The following is a 13,314-nucleotide window of genomic DNA, read 5'->3' on the forward strand; positions in this document are numbered from 1 at the left end:
ACCCCGAACATGCAGATTCCCGGATTCGACATCGACAGCGAGATTGGCCAAGGCGCCATGGCCAGTGTCTACCTGGCCACCCAGCGCTCGCTGCAGCGCAAGGTGGCGCTGAAGGTGATGGCCGCGAGCCTTGCCGCCGACCCTACCTTCTGCGAGCGTTTCCTGCGCGAAGGGCGCACCCTGGCGCGGCTGGCGCACCCGCACATCGCCACCATCCATGACATCGGCAACGTCGGCGAGCTGTACTACATGGCCATGGAGTACCTGCCCAGCGGCACCCTCAAGGAGCGCATCGCCGCCGGGCTTGCACCCGAGCAGGGCTTGCTGTACGTGCGGCAGATCGCCCAGGCGCTGGGTTATGCCCACGGCCAGGGGTTGGTGCACCGCGACGTGAAACCGGCCAACATCCTGTTCCGCGCCGACGGCACGGCGGTGCTCTCGGACTTTGGCATCGCCAAGTCGCTGGATGACCGCACCCAGTTCACCCAGGCTGGCTTCGCCGTCGGCACCCCGAGCTACATGAGCCCGGAGCAGGCGCGGGGCATGGACATCGACGGCCGCGCCGACCTGTATGCGCTTGGGGTGGTGCTGTACGAGATCCTTGTCGGCGAGCTGCCCTACCGTGGCACCGATGCGTTGTCGACCGCACTGGCCCACCTGACCGAGCCACTACCGGAGCTGCCCATCGAGCACGGGCGCTACCAGGACATCCTGCGCGGGCTGCTGGCCAAGGACCCCGATCAACGCTTCGCCGATGCCGACGCGTTGCTGGCCGCACTCGACCGCTTGCCTGCCGATGACCAGGACAGCACAGTGATCCGGCCGTTGCCGGTCGCGATGCCGGGCAAGTCAGACCTTGGCGGCTTGACGCCGGTGTCCATCGATATTCCGCAGGCCACGGCCGAGCCGGTCGCCTCACCCACGCCTGCAAAGGAGCCGTCCCGGCCCAGGCCCGCTGCGCCGCCGAAACCAGCCTCGGGCATGCCGGCCAAGGCCATGCTGGCCGTGGCCATAGCCGCGGCGCTTGGCCTGGGCGCGACCTTGTTCTGGTTGCGCAGTGGCAGCGACCAACCGGATGTGCAGCCACCCGTGGCGCAAACCGCGAGCGAACCGTTGACGACAACCGCTCCACCGCCAGCGGCCAGCGAAGACGGCCGGCCTTTGTTGATGCCGGGCAAGAAAACCCTGTTCCAACGCGTGCTGAGCAAGCCCGAAGCGCAACTGCGCGCAGGGCCCGGTAACAGCGCGGGTGAACCGCTGCCGGCGTTCTCGGTGCTGTACGTGTACCAGCGCAAGGACATCGACGGCCAGCCCTGGCTGGAAGTGGGCGCCTCCAGCAGCGGCCAGCGCGACGGCTGGTTGCCTGCGGCACAAACCAGCGACTGGAAGCAAAGCCTGGTGCTGAAGTTTACCGAGCGTTCCGGCCGTTCACCGGTGATGTTCATGCGCCAGGCCGATGACCTGCAGCAACTGCTCGACGACACCGGCAAGGCCCGCGCCGACCTGCTCAAGGCGCAGAACGAGCCCGACCAGGTGCCCCAGGTGCTGGCCCTGGAGCCCGCCGCCAGCGCGGTGCCGCAGAACCAGTTCTACCTGATGCCGATCTTCGACTACCGCGAAAGCTTCGGCGCCGACGGCCAGCCGGTGCAGTTGCTCAACGTCGCCTCCATCGACCCCGGCAGCAGCGTTCGCAGCCAGGCGGCCACGGCTGCCGGTGCGGCCGTGGCAACGGACAACCGCTTCCGTACCGGCATCGTCCTGGTGGTCGACACGTCGGTGTCGATGCAACCCTACATCGACCGCGTGCGCCAGGTGGTCAGCGAACTGCAGGCGCAACTGGCTGCACGGGGCGAGCTGGGCAATGTCAGCTTCGGCCTGGTGGGCTTTCGCAACAGCGTCAAGCGCACTCCGGGCCTGGACTACCTGAGCAAGACCCTGGTCAGCCTGGAGGAGGGCCGCGACCCGGCGCGCTTCCTCAAGGCTGCCGCGCAGGTCAAGGCCACCAGCGTCTCCAGCCATTCGTTCAACGAAGATGCCTTTGCCGGCGTGATGCAGGCCGTGGAGGGCATGGACTGGTCGGGCTATGGCGGGCGCATCGTCCTGCTGGTCAGCGATGCCGGTGCCCTGCGCAAGAACGACCCTTACAGCAGCACACAGATGAACGAGGCCGAGGTTCGCCAGGCTGCGTTGAGCAAGCAGATCAGGATCTACGCCCTGCACCTGCGCACCCCGGCCGGTGCGAAAAACCATGGCGCTGCCGAAAGCCAGTACCGCGTGCTTACCGCCGACAGCAACCCGCAGATCGGTGACCTGTACGTGGCTGTGCCGGGCGGTGATGTGGGCGCCTTTGGCGAGCGCGTGCGCGAGATCGGCTCGACGTTCGCCGAACTGGTGCACCAGGTGCGTGAACAGCAGCCACAGCCGTTGCCCCAGTTGGGTTCGGGCGCGAGCCTGGCGGCGAAGTCCCAGGCGATCGGTTATGCCATGCACATGGACTTCCTCGGCCGTAACGGCGCCAGCCAGGCGCCGCAACTGGTCAGCGCCTGGGCCGCCGACCATGACCTGGCCAACCCGGCGTTGCCGAGCCTGCAGGTGTGCGTGATGCTGACCAAGCTGCAACTCAATGACCTGCAGCAGTCGCTGAAGCTGATCGTCGATGCCGCGCGCAAGACCCGCAGTTCGCCGGGTGATTTCTTCAACGAGATCGCCAGCGCGAGTGCCTACATGAGCCGCGATCCGGGGGCCCTGCGCAAGGGCGCAAACCTGGCCCAGGGCGGGGTACTGGGCGAATACCTCGAAGGCCTGCCGTACCGCAGCAAGTCCCTGAGCATGACCGAGGACCTGTGGCTGTCGCTGTCGGTGGCCGAACAGGAGGATTTCATCGACGAGCTGGATTCGAAGATCCGCCTGTACGAAACCTTCCACAACGACATGGCCAACTGGGTGCGCTTCGGCAAGGCCGAGCCGGGCGATGCCCTGTACCGTGTACCGCTGTCGACGCTGCCGTGATGATCAGCCTGCACGCGGTGCACAAGACGCGCGGCCAGGGTGCCCAGCGCTACAGCCTGCAGATCGACCGGCTGCAGCTGGCGGCAGGGGCACGGGTGGCCCTGGTTGGCCCCAGCGGCTGCGGCAAGAGTACCTTGCTCGACCTGCTGGCGCTGGTGCTGGCGCCGGATGCCGCCGAGGGCTTCGTCTTCGCCGGCACCGATGTGGCTGGCCTGTGGCGCCAGCGCCGCCTCGATCAGTTGGCGGCGCTGCGTAGCCGCCAGCTGGGCTATGTGCTGCAGGCCGGCGGATTGCTCGGTTTCCTCGATGTGCGTGGCAATATCAGCCTGCCACGGCAGCTGTTGGGGCTGGGCGAGGACGGCAGCGTCGAACGCCTGGCCGAGGCGCTGGACGTGCGTGACCAGCTGGCCAAGAAACCTGCCGCGTTGTCGCTGGGGCAACGTCAGCGGGTCAGCTGCGCCCGGGCCCTGGCGCATGCGCCGGCATTGTTGCTGGCCGACGAGCCTACCGCGGCGCTGGACCCGGTGAACGCCGAGCGGGTCATGCAGTTGCTGCTGCGCGAGGCACAGGCGCGCCAGGTGACCTGCGTGCTCGCCACCCATGACGAAGCGCTGGCGCGTCGGGCCGGGTTGAGCGTGCTGCGCATGGCCTGCCGGCGCGATGCCGACGGCGGCGTCACCGCCACCTTGGCGCAGGCCGTCTGATGCGCCCGTGGCTGATCGCCGGCCTGGCCTGGCAGGACTACCGCAACGATGCGCGGCTGTCGGCGTGCAGCGTGTTGGCGCTGGTCGCGGTGATCGCGCCGTTGCTGGTGCTGCTCGGTCTCAAGTTCGGCCTGGTCGGCAGCCTGACCGAGCGGCTGCAACGCGACCCGAGCGTACGCGAGATCATTCCCTTGGGCGGTGGCCGTTTCCGCGCCGATTTCATCGATGCCCTGGGGCAGCGACCGGACGTCGCCTTCGCCATCGCGCGGACCCGGCAGATCGCCGCCACTGCAGAGCTGCTGCTGCCTGCCAAGGGGCGTGCGGTAACCGTCGAGATGCTGCCGACCGCTGCCGGTGACCCCTTGTTGCAACAGGTGCCGCCGCCGCAGGGCCTGCAGCAGGTGGTACTGAGCTTTACCGCTGCCGAGAAGCTCGGTGCCGCTGCCGGTGATGAGCTGCAGGCCAGCTTCAGCCGGCAGCAGGCCGGCCAGGTGCAATGGCGCCAGACGCGCCTGCAGGTAGCTGCCGTGCTGCCGTTGGCGGCGTTCGAGCGCGATGGCCTGTTTGCTTCCCTGGCCCTGCTCGAAGCGGTCGAGGACTACCGCGACGGGCGCGGCGTGCCGGCGCTGGGCTGGCCGGGCGAGGCCGCAGGCAATGATGCGCAGCGGATATACCCGGCGTTTCGCCTGTATGCCCGTGGGCTGGCTGATGTCGAGACGCTGCGCGCCTACTTTGCCGAACGCAAGTGGCTGGTATCGACCCAGGCAGCGCAGATCGCCCAGGTGCAGGCCCTGAGCCGCAACCTTGACCTGGTGTTCTGGATCATCACCAGCCTGGCCGTGGCCGGTGCCGTGGCAGCCATCGCCGCTGGCGCGGTGGCGGCGGTACAGCGTAAGCAGCGTGAGCTGGCGGTGCTGCGCCTGCTGGGGTTCGGCACCGCCGCGCTGCTGCTGTTCGTGGTGCTGCAGGCGCTGTACAGCGGCGTGCTGGCGGCCGCAGTTGCCGGCGGCCTGTATTTGCTGGCCGAGCAGGGCCTCAACCGGATCTTCACGCAGGTGCCAGGCGAATACGCCAGCCATCTGTTGCCCATGCATTACTTCGTTGCGTTGTCTGCGGTGCTGCTGGCCAGCACAGCCGCTGCTGCCCTGGGTGGCTGGCGGGTGGCGCGCATCGATGCCAGTCAAGGAATCCGTGATGTCTGAACTTCGCCTCGGGGCTACGGCCCTGCTTCTGACCACGCTGGGCCTGGCGGCCTGTTCGCCGGGTACCGACGAGCCGCCTGCCAAGTCGGCCAAGCCGGCCAACGCCGCTGCCGCCAGCGCCCCGGCACAGCCGGTCGACACCAGCAAGCTGGACAACCCCAAGCCCTTGCCGGGCGACGTCAGCCTGCCGCTGCCATGTGGCGGCGAACTGGTACTGCGCAGCGTCTACGTGCTGGCCCAGGGCAGCCTGGACGACCGCGAGGTCAACCTCGGCTACCCGTTCAGCGAGGGCGAGGCCGGCTACCAGCAGTCGTTCATTTCCGGTTATCGGCGTGACTTCATCAATGGCCAGTTCAGCCTCCAGGACCTTTCGCCCGCCTGGCAGAAGGCTGTCGCCCCCAACCTGCCCGAACTCGACCAGGCTGGCCCGCTCAAGCCGATGATGTATTTCATTGGCAAATACGAGGTCAGCGCCCGGCAGTATGCCCAGGTGATGGCTCAGGCCCAGTCGCTGGCCAGCGGCGAGGCGGCGCCGGCCTGCCAGCCCGATACCACGGCGGCGGGGCGCCTGCCCAAGGTCAAGCTGTCGCGTTTCGAGGCCGAGCGCTTTGCCGCGGTCTACAGTGCCTGGCTGCTCAAGCATCACCGTGACTTGCTGCCGGTCAGTGGCCGGGGCAGCAAGGCCGAGGACGGCGGGGTCGGTTTTGTGCGCCTGCCCACCGAAGTGGAGTGGGAGTTCGCTGCCCGTGGCGGCTCTGCGGTAAGCCGCCAGGAACTGGAAGGGCGGCTGTTCCCGCGCAAGGTCCAGGGTAGTGACAGCGACGGGCCGCTTGGCGACTGGGCAGTGTTCAACCAGGTGGCTGGCGGCACCGGGCAGGCCGCACGCCTGATGCCGATCGGTACCCGGCTGCCGAACCCGCTGGGGCTGTTCGATGTGATCGGCAATGCCGCCGAAATGGTTCAGGAGTCGTTCCAGCTGGTGCATGCCGGCCGCTTGCAAGGCGCCTATGGCGGTTTCGTGGTCAAGGGCGGCAACTACCTGGAAGGCGAGGGCACGCTGTTTACCGGCATGCGCCGCGAGTACCCGCTGTTCGGCGCTGACGGTACCGAACAGCGCAACGAGACCACGGGCTTCCGGGTGGCCATCGGCGCCTTGTCGGCACCCCGTTCGCGTTACCAGGAACTGTTCGAGCAGTGGCAAAAGGAAGGGCGCCTGGCCAGCCTGACCGACGATATTGATGCCGTGCAGGACCCGACCAAGCGCCTGGACAGCATCATCGCCGCCACCGCCGACCCGCGCCAGCAGGCCGAGCTGGGGCTGGTCAACGAAGAACTCAAGCGCAGCGTTTCGCTGATTGGTCGCCAGCGCGAAGAGGCTGCCGGCAACCTGATCCAGTCCGCCGCGCTGGTGGCCGAGACCATCAACAACTACAACATTCGCCTGACCAACCTGCGCAACACCCAGGCCGAGGCCAAGGCGCGTGGCGACCAGACCACCGTGAGCATGTACGCCGCAGCCATCACCAACGGCCGCGCCGCCCTCGATGGCGCCGTGGCGATCTACATCGACAACCTGGCCAGTGGTACGCGCTACACCGATACGGTGATCCAGGCGCAGTTCCAGCGGGTCAAGGAAGAACTCAATCGCAAGCCGGTCCTGGGCAAGAGCCTGGTGAGCCGCGCGACCCTGTTCGTTCGCCATGTTGGGGAGTACCGCCAGAACCGGCGGGCCGACCCGGCAACGATCCTCAAGGAGCTCCTGGCATCGGCCGCCGCGCGGCCTTCGTAGTGGCTTCTGCCTGACGCAACCGCGGGGTGGCATGAAGCCCCCCGTTTTAACCACCCACGTGAGAAAGTGACATGTTAAAGACCATCTTCACGGCTACCCATGCCCGTTCCGCCCTGCTGCTCGCCGCCGGTTTCAGCACTGTCCTGCTGGCGGGCTGCTCCAGCTCTCCGGTGTCCAAGGTTGGTGCCACGACCAAGGTCGAGTACTACCCGAGCTGCTACGAGCCCGTGCAGCACCTGCGCTCCACCGACGGTGACATGACCCGCTCGGTTGCCACAGGCGCCGTCATCGGGGCCCTCGGCGGTGCCTTGACCGGCGCCTTGGTCGACGGCGACAACCGCGGCCGCAATGCTGCCATCGGTGCGGCGGGTGGTGCCCTGGTGGGCGGTGCGGCCGGTTACTACACCGAGCGCCAGAAGCAGATCAGTGACGACAAGCAGCGCATTGCCTCGTACGCCACCGACATCGACAAGAGCGCTGCCGACCTGGACCGCACCACGGCCTATGCCAAGGCTTCGCAAAGCTGCTACCAGCGTGAGTTCACCAGCCTGATCGACGGCCGCAAGGCCAACCGCATCAACGACACCGAAGGGCGCAAGCGCCTGGCCGAGATCGTCTCGGGCCTGCAGGAGTCGAACAAGCTGCTGGCCACCGTCAACGGCCGCGTTGCGGAAAACCTCGACAACTACACCCAGGCCTACGAGCAGGACCTCAAGCAGGTTGGTGTGGCTCGTACCGATGTGGCAACCGTGGCTGAGCCGCCCAAGACCACCACTGGCAAGAAGAAGACCCAGGCCGTCAAGGTGAACACGAACGTGCCGCAAGAGGCGGTCGCCACCGAGAAGACCCTGCAGAAGGCCACTACCAAGAAAGCCGAAGCCCAGCAGGTGGCCAATGCTGGCGTCGACCAGGTCAACAAGATGTGCCGCAGCCCCGACATGGGTGACTGGGCGCCGGTGCCTTGCCCGAACGTGTAACCCACGCTCCGTTGCGCTCGCGCCGGTGCACGTGCAGCCCCTGGCAGGTCGCCTGACCTGCACGGGGCGTGCGTGGGCCGGCGCAGCGGCTTTTCGAATCAAGGAGAGTTGTCGTGACTGATCTGATGTCCGGCGCCCTGGGCGGCTACCGGCAGCAAATGGCGCGTCAGCGGCTGTTGTTGACCGTCGACCAGCAGAAGCTGTTCAGGGCCATCGATGCCGACCCGGGTATCGTGGGTGCTGGTGTTGTCTATATCGATGCCGAGTACAACGTGATCGTCCTGCGCGAATTCAAGCCTATCTGCAGCATTGCGCCCAAGCGTGTGATTCTGCAGGAGGCAGCACCTTACAAGTCACCTGAACAGTTCATGACCCAGCTGCAAACCGGCGCGCGTGAGCGCAAGGTGATGGCAGAGGCCGTGAACGCCAGTCTGGGTTGCCTCTCGGCCTATCTTGGTTGGGTCGTCATGTTCAGTGGCACCATTGCCGTACCGTTCACTGGCGGCGCCAGCATGGTGTTGACGGCGGTCGGTTATGCCGCCGCGGCTGCGGGTACCGGGCAGTGCATGATGGGCGGGTACCGAGTGTTCAACGAAGTGTTCGACCCAGGGCAGAACGACTGGCTCGACAGTAACGACACGGTCCAGACCGTGATGAGCATACTGGACGGCGTCGCGCTGGCAGGTGTGGGCGCATCGAGCCTGAACACCGTGCGGTTCCTGCAGGCTCGCAAAGCGGCTACCGGCAAGGGCTGGAGGGAGCTATTCCATAGCCTGTCGCGGCAGCAACGCAAGGCGCTGGCCGAGGAGCTTCTGCTCATCAAGCATCCGTCGCTCACTGCCAAGCAGCTCAAACTGAAGCAAGCGGCGGGTACTGCGATCAAACGTTTTACCCCTACCGAAATTCAGCATGCCACGCGTACCTTGATCAAAGACTCGATAGGCGGCTTGTCGGGCTTTGGCAGCAGTAGCTTCGTGCAATCGGTTGCCGTTGGGCTTTACGAGGAGATTACCGAGTGACCCGTGACCAGGAGCTGCAAGCGTTTCTTTCCCGTTATTTCGGCGTGTTCATTGCCGAGTTTTTCTTTTCCTGCATGGCGCTGGGCGGCACCGTCTCGCTGGTGTTCTCCACCTATATGCGCAGCTCAGACCCTGAACTCTCGGTGATGGTGCTGGCGGCAGCCGGTGTACTGAGCGTCGCCTCGCATATCGCCATGGTGCGTGGCTTTGCCTGGGGCGTGCGCGGTGTGATCGGCATCCTCGTGGTTGCCTTGCTCGCCGCATTGCCCAGCTACGGTTATCGCCCGCACATGGGGGCGTACATTTCCGTCCTGGTGTTCGGTTTGCTGGCTCTGCTGATCATCAACAGCCAGCGTTACCGCGAGATGCGCGTGCGCCTGGTGGAGTATCGGGACATCCGTAAATTCAACCGTCGCGCGGCTAAAACCTCCAAATGACACCTTTCTCTGATGTAACGAGGGGATCGGGATGAATCTGCGCCGAAAGCGTACCTGGCTCGGTGGTTTGCTATTGCCCTTGCTCGTTGCTTGCAATGGCCATAAGGTCGAGCGTGTCGTGGTCTATGAGAATAACGTCCATCACTGGCGCATCGAGCACGTGGTGGAGCAGAACTGGCCGGTGGGGCCTCGCCAGTATTATCAGGTGTTTCTCAAGGACCGCCTGCTGATCCTGCCTGCCAATGTGTTCAACGACGAGCGCGACATTAGTGAGTTCGTTGCTGCGGGCGGTTTCGACATCAGCAACTGGCGCAACGACACGATCATCGTGGCGTTCGAGAACGTGCAAAAGCGCGAAGGTGGCAACGAGCATTTTGTCCGCTCGCTGATGATCACCCCGGAGTACAAGGAAGGGGAGGTGATACTGAGCGACATGGCGAGCCATATGCAGATCGTGGTGCAGCGGGTGGAGCCGGTTGGGGAGGGGAAGTAGCAGGGCAGTGGTGTTGTAGGCAAGCAAATGAACTAGCTGTGGATGTCACCGGCATTTGTGGGAGCGGGCAAGCCCGCGAAGCGCGCCTTGGTGGATGGCACCGGCTGCGCCGGTGTTCGCGGCTAAAGCCGCTCCCACAGGTACAGCGTGATCCCGAAGCCAGCGCAGTACCTGTGGGAGCGGGCAAGCCCGCGAAGCAGGCGACGCGGTGCATGGCACCGGCTGCGCCGGTGTTCGCGGCCACGGCCGCTCCCACAGGTACAGCGTTAACCCGAAGCCAGCGCAGTACCTGTGGGAGCGGGCAAGCCCGCGAAGCAGGTGACGCGGTGGATGGCACCGGCTGCGCCGGTGTTCGCGGCCACGGCCGCTCCCACAGGTACAGCGTGATCCCGAAGCCAGCGCAATACCTGTGGGAGCGGGCAAGCCCGCGAAGCAGGCGACGCGGTGTATGGCACCGGCTGCGCCGGTGTTCGCGGCCACGGCCGCTCCCACAGGTACAGCGTGATCCCGAAGCCTGCGCAGTACCTGTGGGAGCGGGCAAGCCCGCGAAGCAGGCGACGCGGTGCATGGCACCGGCTGCGCCGGTGTTCGCGGCTAAAGCCGCTCCCACAGGTACAGCGTGATCCTGAAGCCAGCGCATTACCTGCGGGAGCGGGCAAGCCCGCGAATCAGGCGACGCGGTGCATGGCACCGGCTGCGCCGGTGTTCGCGGCTAAAGCCGCTCCCACAGGTACAGCGTGATCCTGAAGCCGGCGCATTACCTGCGGGAGCGGGCAAGCCCGCGAAGCAGGCGACGCGGTGCATGGCACCGGCTGCGCCGGTGTTCGCGGCCACGGCCGCTCCCACAGGTACAGCGTGATCCCGAAGCCAGCGCAATACCTGTGGGAGCGGGCAAGCCCGCGAAGCAGGCGACGCGGTGTATGGCACCGGCTGCGCCGGTGTTCGCGGCCACGGCCGCTCCCACAGGTACAGCGTGATCCCGAAGCCTGCGCAGTACCTGTGGGAGCGGGCAAGCCCGCGAAGCAGGCGACGCGGTGCATGGCACCGGCTGCGCCGGTGTTCGCGGCTAAAGCCGCTCCCACAGGTACAGCGTGATCCTGAAGCCAGCGCATTACCTGCGGGAGCGGGCAAGCCCGCGAATCAGGCGACGCGGTGCATGGCACCGGCTGCGCCGGTGTTCGCGGCTAAAGCCGCTCCCACAGGTACAGCGTGATCCTGAAGCCGGCGCATTACCTGCGGGAGCGGGCAAGCCCGCGAAGCAGGCGACGCGGTGCATGGCACCGGCTGCGCCGGTGTTCGCGGCCACGGCCGCTCCCACAGGTACAGCGTGATCCCGAAGCCAGCGCAATACCTGTGGGAGCGGGCAAGCCCGCGAAGTAGGCGACGCGGTGTATGGCACCGGCTGCGCCGGTGTTCGCGGCTAAAGCCGCTCCCACAGGTACAGCGTTAACCCGAAGCCAGCGCAGTACCTGTGGGAGCGGGTTCACCCGCGAAGAGGCCCGCCCAGGCAAAACCGCCGCTTAAACCCCATGCAACCGCAGCGCCCGCTGCGCACACTCCCGCCAACTCAACTTCGGCTTCTCTACCGGCAGCAGCTGTTGCACTTCCCCAGCCAGCACCACCGGCATATCCCGCATCCTCACCCAAGGCTCACTCTGCCAATACAACAACGTCGCGCTCCGCCCCCCAGGCCAGCACATCTGCCCCAGTCGCGGGACATCCTCCACCCCGTCCTCCTGCCTATCACGCAGCACCGCCACCACCTCATGCGTCAGCCACCAGCGCAAATGCCGGTTCTCCGGCACATGGTGATGCGCCAACAAGGTATACGCCCCGGATTCGCTGACCATCGTGGTTTCCTGATACTTGCCATAGCGCAGCAACTGCACGGAGCGGTACTGATCCGGGTCGAGCTTGCGCATGCAGTGTTCGTCGTAGAAGTGCCCGCTCAGCCGGCCGAGTTCGTGGGCGCAGAACCAGGCTTGGGATTCGAGCCAGAGGGTGTGGAGGGGGCGGTTGTGGCGGGTGAAGAGGGTAGGTGTATTGAAACTGTCCATCTTGGCCATCCTGATTTGGAGAGCCGCTGCTAACGGGAACGGAATACCGCTGCGTGAGCGTTCTTAAGCGCCGACAGACGTTATCGCGACGCTACAAAAGTCACAATGAGAACCTTGTAGGAAGCTTCCTCTTCGGCTTTTCCCGGCCAATAAAAAAGGCTGCCAATCGGCAGCCTTCTCTATGCTCGCTCGGATATCAATCCCAGCTCAATGCCCCACCAGTCTGGTACTCGATCACGCGGGTCTCGAAGAAGTTCTTCTCTTTCTTCAAGTCCATGATCTCGCTCATCCACGGGAACGGGTTGGTAGTCCCTGGGTACTCTTCCTTCAGACCAATCTGGGTCAGGCGACGGTTGGCGATGAACTTGAGGTAGTCCTCCATCATTGCTGCGTTCATGCCCAGCACGCCGCGTGGCATGGTGTCACGGGCGTATTCGATCTCCAGCTGGGTCCCTTGCAGGATCATCTGGGTCGCTTCTTCCTTCATCGCCGCGTCCCACAGGTGCGGGTTCTCGATCTTGATCTGGTTGATCACGTCGATACCGAAGTTCAGGTGCATCGACTCGTCACGCAGGATGTACTGGAACTGCTCGGCCACGCCGGTCATCTTGTTGCGGCGGCCCATGGACAGGATCTGGGTGAAGCCGCAGTAGAAGAAGATGCCTTCCAGTACGCAGTAGTAGGCGATCAGGTTGCGCAGCAGCTCTTTGTCGGTTTCGACGGTGCCGGTGTTGAATTCCGGATCGGAGATGGCGCGGGTGTACTTCAGGCCCCAGGCGGCTTTCTTCGCTACCGACGGGATCTCGTGGTACATGTTGAAGATCTCGCCTTCATCCATGCCCAGCGACTCGATGCAGTACTGGTAGGCGTGGGTGTGGATCGCCTCTTCGAAGGCCTGGCGCAGGATGTACTGGCGGCACTCCGGGTTGGTGATCAGGCGGTACACGGCCAGGGCCAGGTTGTTGGCTACCAGCGAGTCGGCAGTGGAGAAGAAGCCGAGGTTGCGCATGACGATGCGACGCTCGTCTTCGGTCAGGCCGTCCATGCTCTTCCACAGGGCGATGTCGGCGGTCATGTTGACCTCTTGCGGCATCCAGTGGTTGGCGCAGCCGTCCAGGTACTTCTGCCAGGCCCAGTCGTACTTGAACGGTACCAGCTGGTTGAGGTCGGCGCGGCAGTTGATCATGCGCTTTTCGTCAACACGCACGCGGGCGCCGGAGCCTTCCAGCTCGGCCAGGCCTTCGGCGATGTCGAGGTCGTTCAGGGCAGCCTTGGCGCGCTTGACGGCGTCGGAGTCGTCGGCGGTGGCGGCACGGGCTTCCAGGGCGGCGGCACCACCGGCGCTGTCGAGCTTGTCGAGGGTGGCGGCGGCAGCGGCCTGCGCAGGGGTGTTGCCTTTGGCGGCTACTTCGCCGTCTTCTTTATCGAATTCGTCCCAACTCAGCATGGTGAGATTCTCCTGCTTGAGGGCCATCTATCAAGTATGGCCGGTGGATCTTGGTTGCGGTGCGGTGCACGCAAATCTGAGGTGCCCGAAAAGGGCTGGCCGCGGCTTTGTAGCCACGGCTTGTTGTGTCTGGCTGTGGAGAGGCGGCGGGAGTGCCGGCCTCATCGCGGGTGAACCCGC

The 13,314-nt window shown here is 65.4% G+C and carries 10 protein-coding genes; 8 read left to right on the forward strand and 2 right to left on the reverse strand.

Translation table 11 applies throughout. The features are described from left to right. Nucleotides 1–9: 9 nt before the first annotated feature. The 8 genes from CAG46_RS20600 (at nucleotide 10) to CAG46_RS20635 (ending at nucleotide 9,630) form a co-directional block, all read left to right on the forward strand. Nucleotides 10–3,009 (forward strand): serine/threonine-protein kinase, encoded by a 3,000-nt coding sequence (locus tag CAG46_RS20600; RefSeq protein WP_305880197.1) that lies wholly within the window; start codon nucleotides 10–12, stop codon nucleotides 3,007–3,009. Continuing rightward, nucleotides 3,009–3,713 carry an ATP-binding cassette domain-containing protein gene (locus CAG46_RS20605; RefSeq protein WP_085619138.1) on the forward strand — a complete coding sequence of 235 codons (705 nt, stop codon included), beginning with the start codon at nucleotides 3,009–3,011 and terminating at the stop codon, nucleotides 3,711–3,713. Before CAG46_RS20600 ends, CAG46_RS20605 begins: the two co-directional genes overlap by 1 nt. Further along, a complete protein-coding gene (locus CAG46_RS20610; protein ID WP_085619136.1) occupies nucleotides 3,713–4,915 on the forward strand; it encodes an FtsX-like permease family protein in 1,203 nt (400 codons plus the stop codon). Before CAG46_RS20605 ends, CAG46_RS20610 begins: the two co-directional genes overlap by 1 nt. Further along, nucleotides 4,908–6,704 carry an SUMF1/EgtB/PvdO family nonheme iron enzyme gene (locus CAG46_RS20615; protein ID WP_085619134.1) on the forward strand — a complete coding sequence of 599 codons (1,797 nt, stop codon included), beginning with the start codon at nucleotides 4,908–4,910 and terminating at the stop codon, nucleotides 6,702–6,704. Before CAG46_RS20610 ends, CAG46_RS20615 begins: the two co-directional genes overlap by 8 nt. Before the next feature lie 71 nt (nucleotides 6,705–6,775). Further along, complete coding sequence (gene tagQ / locus CAG46_RS20620) at nucleotides 6,776–7,681, forward strand: type VI secretion system-associated lipoprotein TagQ (protein ID WP_085619132.1); 906 nt, start codon at nucleotides 6,776–6,778, stop codon at nucleotides 7,679–7,681. Nucleotides 7,682–7,806: 125 nt separating this feature from the next. Then, nucleotides 7,807–8,700 carry a hypothetical protein gene (locus tag CAG46_RS20625; RefSeq protein ID WP_038408275.1) on the forward strand — a complete coding sequence of 298 codons (894 nt, stop codon included), beginning with the start codon at nucleotides 7,807–7,809 and terminating at the stop codon, nucleotides 8,698–8,700. After that, on the forward strand, nucleotides 8,697–9,137 hold the full coding sequence (locus CAG46_RS20630; RefSeq protein WP_085619130.1) for a hypothetical protein: 441 nt from the start codon (nucleotides 8,697–8,699) through the stop codon (nucleotides 9,135–9,137). The genes CAG46_RS20625 and CAG46_RS20630 overlap by 4 nt, the downstream gene beginning before the upstream one ends. Before the next feature lie 31 nt (nucleotides 9,138–9,168). Then, a complete protein-coding gene (locus CAG46_RS20635; protein ID WP_085619128.1) occupies nucleotides 9,169–9,630 on the forward strand; it encodes a hypothetical protein in 462 nt (153 codons plus the stop codon). A 1,520-nt stretch (nucleotides 9,631–11,150) separates the two neighbouring features. Here the strand turns inward: CAG46_RS20635 and CAG46_RS20655 are convergent. Together CAG46_RS20655 and CAG46_RS20660 are read right to left on the reverse strand one after the other, a co-directional pair. After that, a complete protein-coding gene (locus CAG46_RS20655; RefSeq protein ID WP_085619122.1) occupies nucleotides 11,151–11,687 on the reverse strand; it encodes a Bro-N domain-containing protein in 537 nt (178 codons plus the stop codon). A 196-nt stretch (nucleotides 11,688–11,883) separates the two neighbouring features. Then, on the reverse strand, nucleotides 11,884–13,134 hold the full coding sequence (locus tag CAG46_RS20660; RefSeq protein WP_024087598.1) for a ribonucleotide-diphosphate reductase subunit beta: 1,251 nt from the start codon (nucleotides 13,132–13,134) through the stop codon (nucleotides 11,884–11,886). Between the last annotated feature and the right edge of the window lie 180 nt (nucleotides 13,135–13,314).

The organism is Pseudomonas sp. B23(2017) (assembly GCF_002113725.1).
Taxonomy (GTDB): Bacteria; Pseudomonadota; Gammaproteobacteria; order Pseudomonadales; family Pseudomonadaceae; genus Aquipseudomonas; species Aquipseudomonas putida_Z.

Bases quoted from the DNA above. Each gene is read 5' to 3' on its own strand.
- CAG46_RS20600 (WP_305880197.1), top strand. From the start codon at position 10: ATGCAGATTCCCGGATTCGACATCGACAGCGAGATTGGCCAAGGCGCC.
- CAG46_RS20605 (WP_085619138.1), top strand. From the start codon at position 3,009: ATGATCAGCCTGCACGCGGTGCACAAGACGCGCGGCCAGGGTGCCCAG.
- CAG46_RS20610 (WP_085619136.1), top strand. From the start codon at position 3,713: ATGCGCCCGTGGCTGATCGCCGGCCTGGCCTGGCAGGACTACCGCAAC.
- CAG46_RS20615 (WP_085619134.1), top strand. From the start codon at position 4,908: ATGTCTGAACTTCGCCTCGGGGCTACGGCCCTGCTTCTGACCACGCTG.
- tagQ (WP_085619132.1), top strand. From the start codon at position 6,776: ATGTTAAAGACCATCTTCACGGCTACCCATGCCCGTTCCGCCCTGCTG.
- CAG46_RS20625 (WP_038408275.1), top strand. From the start codon at position 7,807: ATGTCCGGCGCCCTGGGCGGCTACCGGCAGCAAATGGCGCGTCAGCGG.
- CAG46_RS20635 (WP_085619128.1), top strand. From the start codon at position 9,169: ATGAATCTGCGCCGAAAGCGTACCTGGCTCGGTGGTTTGCTATTGCCC.
- CAG46_RS20655 (WP_085619122.1), bottom strand. From the start codon at position 11,687: ATGGACAGTTTCAATACACCTACCCTCTTCACCCGCCACAACCGCCCC.
- CAG46_RS20660 (WP_024087598.1), bottom strand. From the start codon at position 13,134: ATGCTGAGTTGGGACGAATTCGATAAAGAAGACGGCGAAGTAGCCGCC.